Source organism: Acinetobacter sp. UBA1496 (assembly GCF_002324975.1).
GTDB classification, from domain to species: Bacteria; Pseudomonadota; Gammaproteobacteria; order Pseudomonadales; family Moraxellaceae; genus Acinetobacter; species Acinetobacter variabilis.
On sequence record NZ_DCRI01000076.1, the window covers coordinates 1 to 19,409 of the forward strand.

Annotated in this window: 13 protein-coding genes; 7 read left to right on the forward strand and 6 right to left on the reverse strand. The window is 45.8% G+C overall.

What is annotated here, in order from left to right; translation table 11 throughout:
• The 4 genes from B3143_RS08665 to B3143_RS08680 form a co-directional block, all read right to left on the reverse strand.
• Positions 1 to 101, reverse strand: a 101-nt coding sequence (locus tag B3143_RS08665) for a 30S ribosomal protein S15 (protein WP_286740109.1), incomplete at its 3' end; no start/stop codon positions are given.
• 893 nt (positions 102 to 994) lie between these two features.
• Positions 995 to 2,767: an exodeoxyribonuclease V subunit alpha gene (recD, locus tag B3143_RS08670; protein ID WP_034589873.1), complete on the reverse strand. Its 1,773-nt coding sequence runs from the start codon at positions 2,765 to 2,767 to the stop codon at positions 995 to 997.
• A 71-nt stretch (positions 2,768 to 2,838) separates the two neighbouring features.
• Positions 2,839 to 6,957: a UvrD-helicase domain-containing protein gene (locus B3143_RS08675; protein WP_004781725.1), complete on the reverse strand. Its 4,119-nt coding sequence runs from the start codon at positions 6,955 to 6,957 to the stop codon at positions 2,839 to 2,841.
• Positions 6,957 to 10,667 carry an exodeoxyribonuclease V subunit gamma gene (locus tag B3143_RS08680; RefSeq protein WP_004781724.1) on the reverse strand — a complete coding sequence of 1,237 codons (3,711 nt, stop codon included), beginning with the start codon at positions 10,665 to 10,667 and terminating at the stop codon, positions 6,957 to 6,959. The genes B3143_RS08675 and B3143_RS08680 overlap by 1 nt, the downstream gene beginning before the upstream one ends.
• Positions 10,668 to 10,845: 178 nt before the next feature.
• Here B3143_RS08680 and B3143_RS08685 point away from each other — a divergent pair, with 178 nt between their 5' ends.
• On the forward strand, positions 10,846 to 11,349 hold the full coding sequence (locus B3143_RS08685; protein ID WP_004781723.1) for a hypothetical protein: 504 nt from the start codon (positions 10,846 to 10,848) through the stop codon (positions 11,347 to 11,349).
• 49 nt (positions 11,350 to 11,398) lie between these two features.
• On the opposite strand, the gene B3143_RS08690 is transcribed toward B3143_RS08685, so the two are convergent.
• Positions 11,399 to 12,820, reverse strand: a complete 1,422-nt coding sequence (locus B3143_RS08690) for a polyphosphate:AMP phosphotransferase (protein WP_004781722.1) — start codon at positions 12,818 to 12,820, stop codon at positions 11,399 to 11,401.
• Positions 12,821 to 13,026: 206 nt separating this feature from the next.
• Here B3143_RS08690 and B3143_RS08695 point away from each other — a divergent pair, with 206 nt between their 5' ends.
• The 6 genes from B3143_RS08695 (at position 13,027) to B3143_RS08720 (ending at position 18,910) form a co-directional block, all read left to right on the forward strand.
• Complete coding sequence (locus tag B3143_RS08695; RefSeq protein WP_004781721.1) at positions 13,027 to 13,731, forward strand: FFLEELY motif protein; 705 nt, start codon at positions 13,027 to 13,029, stop codon at positions 13,729 to 13,731.
• 260 nt (positions 13,732 to 13,991) lie between these two features.
• Positions 13,992 to 14,936: a bifunctional demethylmenaquinone methyltransferase/2-methoxy-6-polyprenyl-1,4-benzoquinol methylase UbiE gene (gene ubiE / locus B3143_RS08700; RefSeq protein ID WP_004781720.1), complete on the forward strand. Its 945-nt coding sequence runs from the start codon at positions 13,992 to 13,994 to the stop codon at positions 14,934 to 14,936.
• Between the two features lie 14 nt (positions 14,937 to 14,950).
• Entirely contained in the window at positions 14,951 to 15,664 is a 714-nt protein-coding gene (locus tag B3143_RS08705; protein ID WP_004781719.1) for a ubiquinone biosynthesis accessory factor UbiJ, read from the forward strand.
• A 12-nt stretch (positions 15,665 to 15,676) separates the two neighbouring features.
• Positions 15,677 to 17,296: an ABC1 kinase family protein gene (locus tag B3143_RS08710; RefSeq protein WP_004781718.1), complete on the forward strand. Its 1,620-nt coding sequence runs from the start codon at positions 15,677 to 15,679 to the stop codon at positions 17,294 to 17,296.
• Positions 17,297 to 17,454: 158 nt separating this feature from the next.
• Positions 17,455 to 18,531, forward strand: coding sequence for a patatin-like phospholipase family protein (locus tag B3143_RS08715; RefSeq protein ID WP_125278807.1), 1,077 nt, complete (start codon positions 17,455 to 17,457; stop codon positions 18,529 to 18,531).
• Positions 18,532 to 18,592: 61 nt separating this feature from the next.
• Positions 18,593 to 18,910, forward strand: coding sequence for a hypothetical protein (locus B3143_RS08720; RefSeq protein ID WP_004781714.1), 318 nt, complete (start codon positions 18,593 to 18,595; stop codon positions 18,908 to 18,910).
• A 39-nt stretch (positions 18,911 to 18,949) separates the two neighbouring features.
• On the opposite strand, the gene B3143_RS08725 is transcribed toward B3143_RS08720, so the two are convergent.
• Positions 18,950 to 19,354, reverse strand: coding sequence for a hypothetical protein (locus B3143_RS08725; protein WP_286740108.1), 405 nt, complete (start codon positions 19,352 to 19,354; stop codon positions 18,950 to 18,952).
• Positions 19,355 to 19,409 lie beyond the last annotated feature (55 nt).

Consider the following 19,409-nt stretch of genomic DNA (forward strand, 5'->3'; position numbering starts at 1 on the left):
GCAGTTAAAAGAGCTACTTGAACTTCTGGTGAACCAGTGTCGTTTTCAGCGCGAGCAAATTTAGCAATGATCTCTGCGCGATCTGCGTTTGTTAAAGCCATTCGATTTCTCCGAGATGCTTATATATCTTGATAAAAATCAAAGTAATGAGAATTCAATACATTGACTGCCGTGCATCACTACAGCAAGTTGCATATTTTAAGGGAAATTGCGTCAGATTGCAAAAATAGATCATGAATTTTGATGGTATTGGCTGCCAGCTGCCTTGGCTTATTTACTGATATGAATAAATTCCATATGGTTCAATTTACACATAATTTCAGGAATTGGACTTGATCTGGCTTATGAGTAGCTGTTTAGATAACTGCAGAAATTAACTGATCTTTTTATATTTAAAATATTTCTGGTCGCGCTTAGAAATAAATGATAAAAAAAAGCCCGAGTAAACTCGGGCTTTTTCGCGCTGTAGTTTCTTCTATTATCATTTTTTATTTATTGTTTTTTTAGTGCGTTTTACGCTTTATTATTTTCAAATCTTCCTGACTAAAAATAACTTCCTTGTGTGGTAGATTTTGCCATATTGTCGAAATGCTCATAGAGGCATTTATCCTCACTGGCTGTAAGCCATTACGTACAAAATTATCATCGAAATTTGCAAAATATTACACTTATATATCTTTTAATTACGCTATTTACTTAAATTTACTTATTCTGCCAATTTTATCGTTCTATAAGATTACGGCAAAATTCTATTAACGGCAGATATAAAAAAGCCTTGTAGTCTCTCCCAAAACTACAAGGCTTAGCGGCTGTAAGCTTCCTCTTTCACTTACTTCACTGTAAGTTCGCTGTCTGGTGACATTCTTGTTCTTATTATGCGATTTATACCCAACTTTCCGTGTTGAGTTCTTTTGTGTGACCAATCTTCTCAAAAACCGATTAAAAGCTCCATGCGCCAATTTCCTGAATCCATGTAAGCATTTACCTACAAAAGTTATTTATTTTTTGCCAATACATTATTGCATTGTTCAAGTATTTTTTTGCTTAAACCACTCATTCGTGTGGTTCTTACACATAGCGCTTGTGTAAAAGCATCACGATCTACCAGCAAGCTCACGACTTTTTTAGCTCGAGTAATCGCTGTATAAATCAGTTCCTTACTCAGTAAATTTTTGGCTTGTTGATCAAGTACTACAGCCGTATGAGTAAATTCTGAACCTTGCGATTTATGAATCGTCAAAGCAAAAGCTGTTTCTATACTTTTTGGCAGGCGTGTCGCCAGCACCCATTTTTCCAGACTCGGGAAATATACTTCAAATTGTGATTGTCCTTCTTGTTCTCTCCAGAAACAGATTCCAATATCACCATTGGACAGACCCAGCTGATAATCGTTATAAGTCATCATCACTGGTCGGCCGGTATACCAGTCGCCCTGTTTTAACTTGCCTACACTGGCCAGAAAACGCTGTTCAATCTGCTGATTGATTTTATTCAAACCCAGATCACCATGCCGGATTGCGGTGAGAATCCGGTAATGATCAAAGTGCTGAATTGCCTGCTGCACATATTGCTCGAAATCAGTCTGATCCTGAGCCTGTTTGATCGCGTCCGCATAAGCCTGATAGCCATACATCAGTTGATCATAATATGGGTCTAATTGGAGACCTGTAGTTGGGTTTATTTCTGGCAGATATTGCAGTTGCAGCTGGTCAATCTCTACCTGGTCCAGTGCAATTACTTGCAGCTCACTCGCAGCAACCACTTGCTGTTCAAACTGGTTTAAAACTGATGCTGGAACATGCTCCTGCTGGATAAAGTATGCCATCGCACCAATTCGGGCGCCTGAGGCAAAACGGCGCGTCGTGATTAAATTGACCCGGTTATCTGCCAGAACAGAAGTCTGCTGCAAGTCTGCCAGTACAGTGCCGACATCCACCGAGGCCAGTTGGTCTGCATCGCCTAACAGAATTAAGCGGGCTGAATCTGGCACTGCAGCAAGGAGCATCTGTGACAGGCTTAAGTCCAGCATGGATGCTTCATCGACCACGATCACATCATAAGGCAAAGGCTGCTTGGCATGAAACCGGGAGCGTCCCAACCGCCCCAAGCCCAGTAAGCGGTGCAAAGTAACAGGTTGAACCTGCTTTAAAGTCTCCAGCTCAAAAGCTTGTAATTTTTCACTATGTAAAGCTTTCTGCAAGGCTTCCTGCATCCGCTGCGCCGCTTTACCCGTCGGAGCGGCCATCGCAATCCGGATATTGGGTAAGGCTTCATGCAGTACCGCAATCATATGTGCCAAGGTATAGGTTTTACCTGTTCCTGGCCCACCAGTAATAATATTCAGTCCCTGCTTAGCGACCATTTCCAGCGCTTGCTTTTGCTGTGGATCTGTCAGGAGGTTATGATCACGCTCACTTAAATTTACTGGCGTGATGGCTTGTGACTTGATCCGGGCGATCTGGGTGGCGACCGCCTGCTCCAGCTGCCAGTAGCGGTATAAATACAATTGCTGGTTTTCAAAAATAAAGGGTGCAATACCCTGAGCCTGCTGACTCCGATCCAGCACCAGATGATGCAATAGAGCTGTTTGCTCGGCACTGGCCGGAATACAACTATTACCCTCCTGCATCGCCTCAAGGAGCTGCTGAATCAGCAATTTTGCGGCAGCATCAAAAGTCGCCGAACTGAATGGTGGCTGACATAGATAGTCAATCCAGGCCATTAAATGGGCTGATTGCTGAGACACGTGAATTTGCTCATTTTCCACACAGTTATCCTCAAAGTTATCCACAGGATAATCTTCTGTTTAAACTCTTAAAATTTTATAAATCATCAAAATTATGCTGATTTTTTCTGCTCAAAATAGCCCAGAATTTCATCCAGTTTTAGAATAAATTCCAGACTAGGCTGCCAGTGATAAGCGCCTTGTTCAGCCTGACCATTCATACCGCGCAGATACAGATAAGTCGCTCCACCTAGATGCTGCTGCATGTCATATCCCTGCATGTTCACGCTTAGATAACGATGCAATGCCACCAGATATAATGCCGCTTGCAGCCAGTAACTGGAGTGAGTCATATTCTGCTGGATGGCCTCGGCCGTGTAATGCTGCTGATCCGGCCCGAGAAAATTGCTTTTATAATCGGCAATATGATAGCGCTGCCCATCAAAATAAACCAAATCGATAGATCCGGTCAGATAGCGTGCTGATTTTGCCTCATTAAAATCAGGCATGAGAATATCATGCTCGGCAAACAGGTGCTGGATCTGACGAATCTGTAACGGCACATCGGTTAAAGACAGGTAAAACGGGAATTCAGACAAATAAGTACCTTGCTGCAACTGCTCCAGGCTGAACTCTGCCTGTAGGGGTGCAGCCAGAATTTCTTTGAGCCAGTCATGAACCCGATTGAGCAGAAGATCTTCAATCATCTCATCAATGAAATGATCGAATGCCTGCTGAAAAACGGTTTCTACATCCAGTTGTGCTGCTGTCTCAGCAGGCGTCATCTGCGCCATTTCCTGTTCGAAAAACTGGATAAAAGGCTCATCATCCAGTTCTGTAACATAGCGTTGAAACTGCCCTAAGAAGTTCAACCATTCAGAGTGATCGAATGTTTGAGCGGAACGGAAAAACTGCTGCCATTCCTGACGATAAGCTTCACTCTGATCATGCAGGCGAATTCCGGTCAGGATTTTATAATTCAGGCTGGAGAGTACTTTTTGCATACTCTGCTGCAATTTCTCCGGCTGCATTTGACCTTGACGGGCCACCTGACTGAACAGGGTCTGTAAATTCACACAGGCCGTCTGATAGCCCGGAGTAAATGCCTGCTGTAACAATGAACGAACATGAAAGGCCTGATGAAATTTCTCTTTCAGTTCCTGCCAGATCTGTGGTGCCGTATTTTTAAAACGGCGACGGATTTCCAGATTCCAGTAACTGCGATCCTGAAAATCGATATGCTCAAAAATACTGTGCAGGAAAGTTCCCGCCACCGTGCCTTTTGGAAAATTTAGCTTGATCCAGTCCAGTGGTTGACTGGCTACCTGCTGTTCTAGTTCCAGCAGATTCATTTCATCTGCGGCACTGTCTGGACGTTCAGAAGCGATGACTAGATCATCCTGCAATATTGCCTGATGCGGGAGATGCTTTGACAGTGCAGTAAAACTGGTTTTGGTCCGCGGATAGAACTGTCGCTCCGGTAAAGGATGAGCCTGCATCTGTAACGGTGCTTCTGTCTGTTTTGCCACAATTCTAGGCGGCTCAGAAGCCAGAGGTGGTTCAAGCAGACTTAAGGCATGCTGAAAGACCGCCTCACCTTGTCCACGCCAGAACGCCAGACCTGAATCCGCCTGTCCGCTCTGATCTTGCAGCATGGCATAAACCCGGTGACTGGCCCGGGTCAGTGCCACATACCAAAGCCGGTGATTTTCTGCGGCATTCCGAGCCGCATTTTGCAAAATCGCCTGCTCATGCAAGTCCTTATGATTGACTGCAATCACCCGGGATTGTTCCAGTACATTTTCCGCAGCTGACAGGGAAAAGTTCAGATTCCCCTTATTTACATCAAAAGGTGCATCGGCACCCAACAGGAACACTACTTTGAATTCTAGTCCTTTGGAAGCATGGATGGTTAAAAGCTGTACCCCATGATCGCCAGAGAGTTTGCGTTCTTTTTCGTTGTCCTTGCCGGAAGGTGATTGCAACTGACGCAAATACCAGTGATACAGCTTTTGAGCACCCTGATAATATTCACTTTGCTGACACAGAATTTCGGTCAGATGACGTAAATTCACCACTACCCGTTCATTGTCCAGACTCTGACTCGCGACCAGATTAGTCCAGACCTGAAATAGGTTTAAGGCATAATTCCAGGCCGTCAGAAACCCTTTTTCAAACCACATTTCCCGGATGGCATCAAAATCGGCAATATAACGGCTTAGACCTTCACTCTGCTCTTGCAGTTCGATTAGCTTTTTCAGGTTAAAACCCAATAAACGGGTCAATAAGGCACGTTTGACTTTGGCTTCATTAAAAGGTTCCATGATCGCGGTCAGAACAGCTGCAACATCCTGAGCCACCGGGCTGGCAAAGACGCTCTGCTTGGATTCCTTATAACAGGGAATACCCATGCATTGCAGACACTGCTTGACCTGTTCCAGCGCATAATGGCCAAAACTGAGGACGGCAATATCATCTGCTTTTAAGTGCTGAACGTTGTCACCTTGCTGGAAATATAGTTGCTGCTGTTCAGACTGATTTAATAACTGGCGAATTTTCCAGACCACCTGATCGGCTTCAACGTCCTGTTCACCGAGCTGAATCCAGCGCAGTGGATACGGATTACTCAGCGTTTTATCGATTAAATCCGGATGGGGCCTGCTTCCCGCCTGAATCAGAGTGTAATGCACCTGTTCACCAAAATCCATCTGGCGTTGAAACAACGCGTCCACCACCTCGACCAGAGGTTTTACCGAGCGATGGTTCTGGATCAAGGTGTATTCACGGCCCTGCTTTTTCAGCACATCAGCACGCGCCTTGTTATAGGTCAACATGTCGCCGCCACGGAAACCGTAAATCGCCTGTTTCGGGTCCCCGACCATGATCATACAGCCGGCTTTTACCCGGTTCGGATCGCGCCAGATTTTAGCCAGCAGATCATCCTGATCCTGATTGGTATCCTGAAACTCATCCACCAGAATCAGTGGATAACGCGCCTGTACAAACTGGGCAAAACGCTGACCTTGCTGTCCCTGTAGAGCTTCAGCCAGAGTACGGATTTGTTGGGAAAATGTTGTTTCACCCTGTTTTTGCAAGGTTTGTGGCAGACGGTTCTGCACACTGCGAATAATATGATATTCAAGATAGGTGGTCAGCTGCTTCAGCTGTGCATCCATCTTCTCTTTGACTTCGCACAATCCATCAATGGCTTGAATCAGATTATTATGTAGAATCTGCTGCTGCTCTGCTTCCGGACAGCTTTTGTTAAACACTTGAGTCGTCGGCTGAAAATCGGTTTTCTTACGGCGCAAATAACACAGATTCAATAAGATCGCATGCAGTTCTGGATCAAAAAAGCTCATCACGCCTTTGATTTTCAGTGCCGCCATCCAGGTCATAAAGTTTTCACAAACGTCACTTAATCTGGTCAAAAAACTTTTATGAAAATACTTGGGAGAATTCTGGCAATACTCCCGAATGATCTCAATTTCATGTTCATGTACATCGAACAGGCGCTGGATGCAGTGCTCTAGTTCAGCCAGATCCCATTCGACTTTTTCTACCTTCTGAAAGTATTGCACACGGAAATTCAAGGCATCACGAACTAGTCCGGTATAGTGTTCTACTGGTTTCAACAGGTTTTGCAGATACAGATGATTGACCATATATTGCGGCTGCTGCTGGATCCATTCCCGCAGTACATCATGAATCAGCTGCTGAATGTACAGGTCCTGATCTTCAGTCAGTTCCGCCCGTTCAATCCTGCCGCTTTCAAAGGCAAATTCACGCAATAATTTCTGGCTAAAGCTGTCCAGAGTCCCGACAAACAGCTCATCTAGCTGGTTCAGTACCAGACGTAAACGGCGCCGGGCGTAATCCATGCGTGAGCCATAATCTTTCAACACCTGCTGGAACAGCGGATCCGATTCAGCCTGGATTTTGGCGGTGATTTCGACTGAATTCAGCTCCTGATGACGCTGAATGAAGGCCAACGTTTCCTCGACTCTGAGACGTACCCGGTTTTTCAGTTCAGCTGTGGCCTTACGGGTAAAGGTAGTGGCAATGACCTGATGCGGATAATACTGATCCAGAAAAATCCGTACCATCAAACTGGATAAGGTATAGGTTTTACCCGTACCCGCGGAAGCTTCAATCCAGTGCAGGCCGCTAAAGCGCATGTCCTGAATCGGATTGGTTGAAATCTTTTTGTTCTGGTTGGGTAACATGGTCATTATTCTTTTATCCATTCCAGATATTCATGAATCGGTGCATATAACGCATGAGCAAAGTCATGGCAGCAGCGTTGCAAGGCCAGATCCGGGTCCTGATCCTGCAAAATAAACTGCCAGTCCTGATGTAGCTGAGTAGATTCATCTGAGGTCAATGGTTTGGCACTTTCATAGCTGTTGTTCCAGGCCTTTAGCAGTTCCTGCATCTCGGCAATGGTAATCTGCCCCTGTTCATTTTTAGTCCATTCCCAGGCCTTTTTCATCAGCAATTCGGCTGGCAATACCAGCGGCTGAGTCTGTCCCACTTTCCAGGCTTTCAGCCAGGCCTGTAAATGATGACGTGCCTGACTAGAACGCAGTCCAGAGAATTTCAGGGTTTTATTGCTGAAAATGACAATCCGTTCCAGCTGTGGCGACAACTCGTCATTATTCAGATAGGCCAGCCAGAGCAAATATTCCAGCCAGACCTGTGCTCGACGTTTCTCTGAAGCCGAAGAAGACTGCATGCTGAGCCAGTAACTGCTGTGCGGCACTTGTGGCAAGGTAATATGGATCAGCAGCTCAGGATTATATTGCCAGGTTTGCTGCGTTACAGGTGTCAGTTCTTTATTTAGTTGCAATAAACGTTCTTTCAGTGATTGCTGTTCCTGCTGACTGCTGAGCCAAGTCGCTTCCTGAGTTTTTCCGACCGGCAAGCGGTCCAGCATCAGCTGTGGCTCAATCTTTTGATCCTGTTGCAGCAGAAAATCCCGAACCTGATACTGTTCCAGTTTATTCAGCAATAAGGGTTCTCGTGAACTTGGCAGATCGGCATATCTCACACTGGAAATACCGACACTTTTCAGGAATAGGCGTGCCGGGAAAATCATGTCACGAATCCACTCATCCCCTTTGAGCACCCGGATTTCTTTCTGCATCAGTGCCGGATAATGGGCATTGATCCAGCTGCTGCGCTTGCCCTCTGCACTGCGAATATATTCTGCTACAGCAAACCACTGAGTCTGATAACGTGGAGTATGAGATTCCACATAACCGATCGGGTCAAAAGGCTGTAATGAATGCACATGATAGAGCTGACGGATATGCTTGGCCACGCTCAAACCATTGAGCTCAACCGTTTCATCGACTTCAGCATCGGGCTGGTCTGAGTGACAAATCAAGGCAATATGCTGGATCAGTTCCTGCAATGAAGTGGATGGATCACGTGCTTCTCCGTCATCAACATCAAAACCATTATAGAATAGCCATAAATTGTCCTGCGCCAGTAGCAATGCATCCAGAAAAGCACCCTGGTCATCATCCAGACGGGAACGATCCCCTAGTTGCGGCTTTAGGCTGTTCATCAAGTCAAATGGCACCTGCTGATTCCGGCTCGGGAATTTACCGGTATCCAGATTTAGCATCACCACCAGCTTATACGGCAACGGACGGATCTGGCCGATTTGACTAAAGGTAATTTGTCCGGTCGGCTCGGCCTGATCCAGTTGCATCTCCAGCGTATTCTGAATTTCTTCCAGTACATAAGGCAATGGCAGACTTAAGGCGACCAGCTCCTGGCTGGCCTGCGGATCATCCTGATCATGGTAATCGGCCAACGTCAGCATCCGCATCTGCTTGTCAATGATTTCTGCGACCGTCTTTAAGGACTTAACCCCGGCTTCACGGAACTCATTCAAGTCTTCACGCAGATATTCCAGCCAGGTTTTTACCGGGGTACGTTGTCCCTTTTCATGCAAAATCAGCCAGTCACGGCGTTGTACCAGATCCTGATAAATCTGGATCAGAGTCGAAATGAGAGGAAAATCACTACTCAAGACCTGAGCATAGCTTAAGGTGTCCTGAAACAGAGCATGTTCTGGCACTGCAAGTCCAAGTGCCAGCCGATCCAGCGCAAACTTAAAACTGAAGCGGTAGTCTTCATCACCGGCAGTCAGGCTTTGCTGTAAATGCTGCTGATCCAGACCGCGTTTAAAGCCCGCTTCACCCAGTAACTGCAACATGCGCTCAACTTGGGTATAGTCCAGTGCATAAAGTTGCTGGGTGGCATTCAGGCTGAGCCAGTCGGCAAAATCTTCAATACTGAAACGTCGATGCACCAGCTGAATCCGGCCCAGTACCGCACGCCAGGCATTACTGACATCGAGTCGGGACACCCCGGCAATCTGGATTGGCAGATACAGGCTGTCTTTTTGCAGACGCTGACTATTGCCTTCCCGTTCTCGCGGTGGTGGTGCAAAGACACTCCGAATCGCCGGCTCCAGCTCTTTCAAGTTCGGGGCCAGCACCAGAATATCGCTCGGCTGACGTGGGGCATCTTCGGTACCTTGAGCCAGCCAGTGAATCATTTGTTCTTTTAAAACTTCCAGCTGGCGCAGTGAAGAATGGCAGACATGAAGCTGCACCGAATCATCGTCGGGTTTAAGCGGATACTGGTGTTTTTCCGGTTCCAGCAGGTACAGAATATCCGACTGGATCTTGGCCAGCAATTTGTCTTGATACTCATCCACGAAAGCATCAGCCCAGAGACCTTCTTCACCTGAAGACAGTTTAGACAATAACGAGAAATGATCACGCGCCTGCTTGCCAAAGCGGGTCAGCAAGGGATGCCGCGATTCCCGGTCTTCGGCATTAAAGTTCAGCTGAAAAGCAGCAAAGAAATGCTGGATTTCGGTATCAGTCGGCAAACGTCCCTGAGATTTTTCAAATTTCTTGATGAAACGTTCCTGCACGCCAAGGTCATAACGTGCTTTCCAGTCCGGATCGACACTATCGGCCCAATATTCCTGTGATGGGTTAAAGTGGAAAATATAAATATCGATGTATTGGCCGAGACGGCGCAAGAAATCCAGTTGACTCGGTGGCAATTCTAGCAAGGTAAAGACCACGACCTGTTGTGGCAAACGTTTTAAAGCCTGTGCCTGAGTATCTTCATTTTCCAGACGTTCCCAGTACATCTGTTCGATGTCCAGAATCTTGGCATAATCATCCTGAAAGACATGCTGCCACAGCCAGCGCTGCCAGGCTTCCAGTTCGCGTGCCTGAATCTTGACGAAGTCTGCCACCGGAATTTCATGGCCATTTTCATCTTTAGGAATATAGATCATCTGCTCAAGATCGAGCGCGATATCCTGCCCCCAGGACGCTAACCAGTTGGTGGGACAACGGCATTCCTGTGGCGGGCAATTCCGCGCGCAATAACCACGATAATCCATATAATGGCTAAACAGGCGCGAGACCTGTTCGGATACCCAATACAGCATGCTCTGTTTTTTCAGCTGCTTTTCTGTGCCCTGCTCCAGGCGATCTGCACTGTCATAAATCCGTTTGATAATCGAATACAGCGGATGATCGATCTCTAATGGAATCTGCTCAGGCAAAATACATTTGCGTAGTGCCTGAAATACCCGCCATTTAATAATAATTCTGGGAATATTGGCTTCACGAACCTGTTCGACTTCTTTGGGATTATTCAGCACCCACTGATAGGAAGTCCATTGAAAGGCACGGATCCGGTGATGAAACTGGGTATTGGCGCTGATGCCTTTTTTCTCAGCAATTTTTTGAGTGAGCCAGGCCTCGACTGCATGAGACGGCACAATAAAATGCCGCGGCTGTAACACGGCTAAGGGATTTTTTGCGCTCTGGTTGACGATACGCAGCATACTATCCAAAAGCACATCAATGCGTTGACTCTGAATAACATGAATTGCCATCGTTTCCCCTGAAAAATGAGATAGAGCAGTACTACAAAATGATAAAGATTATTTACTATACTTACCGAACTGTCTATGTCACTTTAAAACTCATACTTCAGTCAAAAAAGTTCTTTGAAAAAAGCATCTTATTGATGTTTTAACAGAAAAAAACAACATCTAGCTTTAGGTAATGCCCATGAAATTAGACAAAATTCCAGATCGTATCGATCCAAGTTTAGATTTAGACAGAATTCGCAACGAGTGCTTAGAGCTAACCAAAAAACGTGCCTACTATTCTGCCGGAGCAGCCGTGATTCCGGTACCATTTCTGGACGTGGTCATTGATGTCGGCATTCTGTCGCAACTGATCCCGGAGATCAATGCCCGCTTTGGTTTGGCCCCTGAACAGATCAGTGTGTTTGATCCTGCAACCAAACAGGTGCACTGGAATGAACTGCGTAAACGCGGAATCGAGTTTTCCGGCTTGGTGGTAGCACGTACAGCAGTCAAAAAATCTTTGAACAATGTTGCAGCGAAAGTGATCACAAAGCAAGTCACAAAATTCATTCCACTCGGTGGTCAACTGGTAGCTGCGAGCCTCGGTTATTTTGTCATGAAAAAAATTGCTGAAGCACATGTTGAAGATTGCTATCGTACTGCAAAAAATATTCAGCAAAAACAGATTGCTCAAAGCAAATAAATTTCCCGTCCCATTTTTTATCCCCCAAACTTTTCAAAATTCAGGCAGATTAATCTGCCTGAAGCTGCTTTAAAATTGTTTTTAAAATTTCAACCCGAGCGGTGTTTTTATCATCAGTGGCGATAATGTGCCATGGTGCCTGTTCTGTCGACGTACGTTCAAACATATCGGCTGCCGCTTTTAAATAATCATCCCAACGTTCCCGGTTACGCCAGTCTTCATCGGTGATTTTAAAGCGCTTATGCGGAGTATCTTCACGCGCCTTGAAACGAGCGGCCTGCTCTTCCTTGGAAATCGCCAGCCAGAATTTGATAATCACGGTTTGATGGTTAATCAGGCCCTGCTCAAATCGGTTAATTTCATCATAGGCCCGCTGCCATTCTGCCGGGCTGGCAAAGCCTTCTACCCGTTCTACCAGCACCCGGCCATACCAAGAGCGGTCAAAAATACAGATATCATCATCGGTTTGCAGCTTGTTCCAGAAACGCCATAAATAAGGTCGATTCAGTTCATATTTTTCCGGCGCCCCGATGGTCTGGATTTCATATTCACGGGGATCCAGCTTTTTCACAATCCGCTTGATCGCTCCACCCTTGCCCGCTGCATCCATCCCTTCAAACAGCAAAATCACATTACGTGGGTCTGAGCGCAGCGCCTTGGCCACCTGAGGAGACAGTTTTTTCAGTTCCGCCTTATAGTCCTCTGTCTTAGCAAGCTCTTGCGAAGGATGCTGCAATAATTCTGGAATTTTGGCCTGTTTCCATTGTCCCTTGGCTCGAACCGGATGATTCGGACAATGTTTTAAAGATTGCAAAATATGCTGCGCAAACTGCTGGTCGCGCCGTTTCTCATCTTCCCCGTCAATGATCAGCCAGTCTTCGTCTTTAGTAAACCGCTCTCGCAAACGCTGCACGGTGTCGTACTTTTTTTTGTCGCGCCAGTCCAGGCCATGCAGTTTGTGCCATTGCATTTCACTCGGATCAATCTGATCCAGGCGTTTTTGTAGCACTTTCCAGGGCAAGTCGAACCAGACCTTGACCACATCCACATAGTTATTTTTTAGATCCTGCTCAAAGACACGCATATCTTCCAGATAGGCATCAAACTGGGCATCATCAATGGCACCAGTCTGCATGGTGGTTCTGAGCAGATCACTGTACCAGTTGCCAAATAGCACCATAATCTGGCCTTGGGCAGGAATAAACCGTGTATAGGGTTGCCAGAAGGTCTGTTTTTCTCCTAATACTTGCGGCTGATCGGCCTTCACCTGCAAATAACGAGGATCTACCCATTCACGTAACTGTTTGACTGCTTCGCCCTTACCTGCCAGCTCAATTCCATTGACCAGAACAATTAGGCTTTTGCCATTTTTCTGACCTTGGGTTTTTCTCAGATCATACTGGGCATTGATCAGCGTAAGGGATAGCTCGTCTTCATCCATTAACTGGAAAATTTGTTCTTCTGTACGCATGGAGATCCCTCATCTTTTATTCTTGTGGACAGTATAGCGAGGAGTCTGAAGGCAAAAATAGCGTTAGCAACGTTTTTCACACGATTAGATTGTCTGTTTAAACAGCAAATTGACATTCAAATAAGGAATCATTGATCAATTTGTCATAGCGAGATTGCTCCACACCCTCTAAGATTCTGAGATCGAAAAATCATATTTGAAAATACATGTCCAAACTTGCCCGATTAGATGAACTCTTAGAACAGTATTATCAGCTGAAGTATCACACTCAGCCTGAAATTTTAAGCCGTTTACAGGATGTGCAGGCATGGCAAAAGGCACGGATGCAGCGTAGCCATCATCAGCATTTTTCTGAAAAAAATAACCAGCTGATGGCCGAATATTTCCTGAACCGGCTCTACGGTGGCCCGGACTTTGACGCACTGGCCGAGCAGATTGCCCGACTGATGAAATATGCGCATAAAGCAGAAAAAATGATTCCGGAAAATGCCCTGAAAACCGGAACCTCAGGCGTCGAGCTGGCGATTCTGGCGGTACAACTGGATGAACAGGTCGCAATCCAGCTTTTAGAGGATTATCCTGCCAACGCACCACTGACCGATGAAATGATGCGTGTGACCTATCTAAAACTGGATCAGGGGGAAGCACGCTTGAAACAGCTGGCATTGCTGGATCAGCTGGGTGTCAGCCTGGATAAATATATGCGTTCCTTTGTGGTTTATACGGCATTCAAGATGTGTAAAGGTGCAGCCAATAAATATTATTTTCAGGTGATGTATGAGTTTATGCAGGACGGTTTCCAGGCCATGAAACCCTTAAAATCGGCAGAAAAATTCGTGCATGACTTTACTGCGATTGAACGTGGCATTATTGATAAGGTGCATTCAGGCGATCCAACACCATTCCAATAATACACTCCTTTCCCATCCATGATGAGGAAGGCTTGCGGTCCTGCCTGATCCTGATATTTTCGGGTTTGTATGGCAGGACATTGCCAGTGATAAATCATATGAATTATTCGATCACTGGCGGTGAAGATTTCCGCCCATATTCCTATTTTTCTGTATATTATTCATAACAATTGCATCATGATTGCTGAATAACATCCAAGAATCTGTCATTATGCAGGCAATGCAAGATTAACCCGATTGATATGTTAGGAGTGACTCCAATGTCGAATGAAAATCAAACGCCTACCCCTACACCCGAGTCGGCACAACAGACAGACAAAATGAGCCCATTCTTAACCACTCCGCTTCCGCAAGGCGCTCCACAAGGTCAGCAACAATCTCTAGAACAACGCCTGACCGATACGCCTGTGACTGGAACTGTCCCTAAATATAACCTGCCACGCGGTGCCAATACCGGTAACGTCGGTCCAACTACACACTTCGGCTACAAGACCGTGAGCAGTGATGAAAAAGCCCAGAAAGTGGCTGAAGTATTCCATTCGGTAGCCAGCAAATACGACATCATGAATGACCTGATGTCATTCGGTATTCACCGTCTATGGAAACGTTTTGCGATTAATATGTCAGGCGTGCGCCGTGGCCAGCATGTGCTGGATATTGCGGGCGGTACAGGTGACCTGGCCAAAGTATTTAGCCGTGAAGTGGGCCCTACCGGTCATGTAGTACTGTCTGATATTAACGAATCCATGCTGAATGTTGGCCGTGACCGTCTGATTGATGCCGGCTGTACCAATGTTGATTTCGTTCTGGCGAATGCAGAAACTCTAGAACCATTTGCCGACAACAGCTTTGACCTGGTAACGATTTCTTTTGGTCTGCGTAACGTGACCGATAAAGATGCAGCACTGGCAGCCATGTATCGCGTGCTTAAACCAGGCGGTCGTTTACTGATTCTGGAATTCTCTAAACCAGTTTTTGAGCCATTCTCAAAACTGTATGATCTGTATTCATTCACCGCTTTGCCAATCATGGGTAAAATCGTGGCGAATGACTCGGAAAGCTATAAATACCTGGCTGAATCAATCCGTATGCATCCAGACCAGCGTACTTTAAAAGGTATGATGGAAAATGCTGGCTTCCAGAACTGTGATTATCACAATCTGACCGGCGGTATCGTTGCCGTTCACCGTGGCTTCAAACTTTAAGGGTCGTACCCGATATGTGGTCACTTCTCGCACTCGGTGCTGTTGAACGCCTGATTCATCATATGATTGATCTGGATGCGATTACCCGCATTCAGCTCAATGCTTTGGCTGGAAAAATGCTGCGAGTGGTCATTACTTCACCGCAGCTGTCCGTCGATGTCTTCTTTGATGAAGGCAAGGTTCGTCTGGAGCCAACGCCAAGCGGTCATACTGAAGACTCTTCGATATTTGAACAGCGCCCTTATGAAGCCAATAATGTTCAAACTCCTGAAGCAACGGCGACACTACAGGTGAATAATGTCGTAGAGCTGCTCAAGCTGCTGCTTGCTGATGAAGTCGGCAATATTCCATTGCAAGGTGACTATAAACTTCTGCAAGAAATCCAGCGCATCATGCAGCAAGCGGAACCTGATCTGGCGGCGCATTTAAGTCCCTGGATTGGCCCTGCTCTGGCACATGAAATTGGCAAGTTGCAGCTGGCTCCGAAGCATTTAAAACGCACTTTACAAAGCCAGTTATTTTTTGCTGAAGATGCTCTGAAAGAAGATAGTGGTCTCTTTGCCCCGCGCTGGCAAATGGATGACCTGAATCAGGATACTCGTATCCTGAACCAGAATTTGGATCGCGTTGAAGCCAAAATCCGTCAGCTTCAGGCACAGATTGAATCTGACGATTCTACTGATCAGCCATTTACTCCTGCTACACCTCATATTCCTTCTCAATACTAGGTACACCGCTTTATGATTCCGCATGTTTCACGTTTACTCGAACTTTGGCGCATCGCCGCGCACTATAGACTCGACACGTTGTTTCCTGCGGAAGAACTTCCTGAAAAAGCCCGGCACATTTTATCTTTAATCCGTATGCATCCGGCAGCCTGGTCCAGCCGTGAGCGTAAAAATCCGCTCAAGCTGAAACTGGCACTGGAAGAAATGGGACCGCTGGCGATCAAGCTGGGACAGTTACTTTCGACCCGTCGTGATCTGATTCCACCTGAAGTGCTGCAACAGCTGGTATTACTGCAAGATCGCGTTAAGCCCTTTGACAACGATGTCGCCAAGATGCGCATTCAGGAATCGCTGAAAGCCGATGTAAATACCCTGTTCGCCCGTTTTGATGCCCAGCCACTGGCTGCTGCATCTATTGCGCAGGTGCATACCGCTGCCCTGCATGATGGTCGTGAAGTCGTCGTCAAAGTCACGCGTCCGAATATCCGCAATCAGATTTTGCAGGATTTTGAGATTCTCACCTGGTTAGGTGATTTTCTGGAAAAGCGTCTGGAAGCAGCACGTGCCCTACATTTGTCGGAAATCATTCAGGATTATCGTCAGATCATTCTGAATGAGCTAGACCTGACTCTGGAAGCGGATAATACCCGCCGGATGCGTCATTACTTCACTGGCTCCAGCATGATGTATGTGCCTGAAGTCTATATGGACAGCAAGGATGTCTTGGTCGCAGAACGGATTACCGGTGTACCGATTTCAGATATTGCTACCTTTGATAAGCTGGGCATGGATCGTGCTGATCTGGCGCGTAAGGGTCTGACCATTTTCTTTACCCAGGTGTTCCGTGACAACTTCTTCCATGCAGACATGCATCCGGGCAATGTCTTTGTAGAAACCATCAATCCGGCCAATCCGCGCTTTATTGCGCTGGACTGCGCGATTATGGGTGAGCTATCCAAGCACGATCAGATGACCGTGGCGCGTATGCTGCTGGCAGTCATGAACAGCGATTTTATGCAGCTGATTCAGATTGTGCATCAGGCAGGCTGGATTCCACCAGGTACCGACCAGGACGCGCTAGCACGCGAAATGCGTCGTACCGTGGGTCCAATGGTTTCCAAACCGATGCATGAACTGGATTTTGCCGGTATTCTGATTCAGGTCATGGATATTGCCCGTCGTTTCCACCTAGAAATTCCGCCACAACTGATGTTATTACTGAAAACGCTGGTTCATGTAGAAGGTCTGGGAACAGACTTGTATCCTGAGCTGGATATCTGGAGTCTTGCCAAACCGATTCTGACGGACTGGATCAAGGCTCAGGTAAATCCGCAAAAGAATATTAAAGAACTGGGGCAAAAAATCCCGGATCTACTTTTGGGTGCGCAGGACTTACCGACTCTGATGATCGACAGCCTGAACGGTTTGAAAAACCAGTCCGCTTGGCATGCCAAGCAGCTCAATGAATTACAAAGCATGCGCCTGCAAATGGAACATCAGCAAAAACGTAGCTGGATTTTTGGCAGTATCATGGCCATTCTGCTTTCAATTGCGATTATTTCACCATGGTTTGTGTCAGTGATTCTGATTGTGCTAGCAAGCATACTCGCGGTCTGGCGGATTGCAAAATAACTGAAATAACCTGCTTAAAAGACCTGACATTGTTCAGGTTTTTTTATTTTTCTCCTCTCCTATGACTGCAAAGTCACCTTAGGATACATCTTGCCATTGGGCTCTGTGACTAGATGCTTAAAATATGTCCTCACTGGTCGAATATGGGTTGAACCTCTATGCATATTTTACAAAAACATGCGCCTGCTCTGAAAATCCGCGCTGGGCATCAGGCTCGTGAGCTGATTTTGAAAGAAGGTTTGCAACCCGAACAGATTGATATCGTGCCAGGTGCCGCAGGTGGACCCAAAGGTATTGGTATTCAGGGACTGGATCAGGCCATTTTTGGCGAGTTTTTCCCACGCGCTCCTCAGCGTAGAACCTTAGTCGGTTCATCCATTGGTAGCTGGCGTTTTGCCAGTGTCGCGGCCTGGGGAGCCAAAGCAGGCACTGAACGTCTTGCCGACTTGTATACCCATTTATACTTTCACAAGAAAATGACTCGCCAAGAAGTCAGTGACGTTTGTCGTGGCATGCTGCTGGATCTGGTACAAGGCAAAGAAACCGATCTGGTGAATCATCCAGATTATCATTTGACGGTATTGTCGATTAAAGCCCAACACATTTTTCAGAGTGATAAGGCGCTCCCCCTGCTCGCCTCTGTAGCCGGAATTGTCGGAACTACCGCTGTGGCACGTAAACACAGTCGCCATTTTATGCAACGTGTGATTAGCCAGCCAAATACGGGTGAACAGTTTAAAATTGCCGATGATGGATTTACCACACACTATCATGCTTTAACTGAGCAAAGTGTTTTGTCCTGGCTGATGGCCTCTGCCTCTATTCCGGGCGTCATGGCAGCGGTCAATAATATTCCGGATGCACCGCAAGGTTATTATCGCGATGGCGGCTTGATTGACTATCATATTGACCTGCCATTTCAGAGCAAAGGCATCGTGCTGTATCCGCATTTTACTGACAGCATTACTCCTGGCTGGTTCGATAAACTGTTTAAACGCACGGCAAGCCCAGAAAATCAGGCACGAACTTTGCTAATTTCACCTTCTCAGGAATATCTGCAAAGTTTGCCTTTGGGTCGTTTACCGGATCGTAAGGACTTCACTTTGAAAGGTTTGGATCAAGCCCAGCGGATTCAGCTCTGGAAGCAATGTATTGCTGAAAGTCAGCGCCTGGGAGATGAATTTCTGGAGCTGGTCGAGAAGCAGAATTTTGCCGATGTGATGCAAAGCTTGTAATGGGCGCAGACTGTCCGAATTGTTTGTATAATTGCCTTAATTTTTTGAACTGTTGAAATTTATGCAGAAATTTTTAGTGATCCTGCAATATGCATGTATAGCCTTTGGACTTTATCTGATTTATAGCGTTAGCATGTCGCTCTATACCCAGCAATTTGAGCTGATGGAACTGGTGGCAGATATTGGCACCATTCTGATCTGTCTGGATTTGGGTGTGTTTTTATATACCAGTAAAGGTAAACAAGGCATCACCATGGAAGAGTATGCCAAACAGCTGGAACAGCCACCGTCTAAACTGGTTTATGTGACACGTAAACTGGGACATCTGGGTATTTTATTGATTATTACCAGCTGGATTGTTCCGATAATTAACTCATAAATATCCAATAAAAAACCTCCCCATCGGGAGGTTTTTTATTTAAATACGATATGGATTTTCAGAGATAATTGTTTTGGGTAGTTTTTTTACTCCTGAATCTTTCATTTTTTTCAATAAATCAGACATTTTATATGAAGACGCAAGTCCAATATAAATATTTCTTATATCTCTATTAGTGGGCTGACTATATTCGATATACGACTTAGTTTTATCATTTTCATCTAAAATTACATGATCGCTTTCAATTTTATCTATTACAACCATTCTACATTCTTGTTCTTCTTGAAATGCAAAATGTTTAAAAAGAAAACTTATAGGTGAAATAATTTTATTAGCTGATTTTAGATCATCTACTTTTAGATTATGATTTTCACCTTTTATAGCACTTAATGTAACCAATATAAAACCCATTGAATTATTTACTTTTTCTTCGATACCCGACATTTTTCTCGTATAGTCTTCCCAGCTTTTGACACTTAAAGGGCGAATTCAAACATGA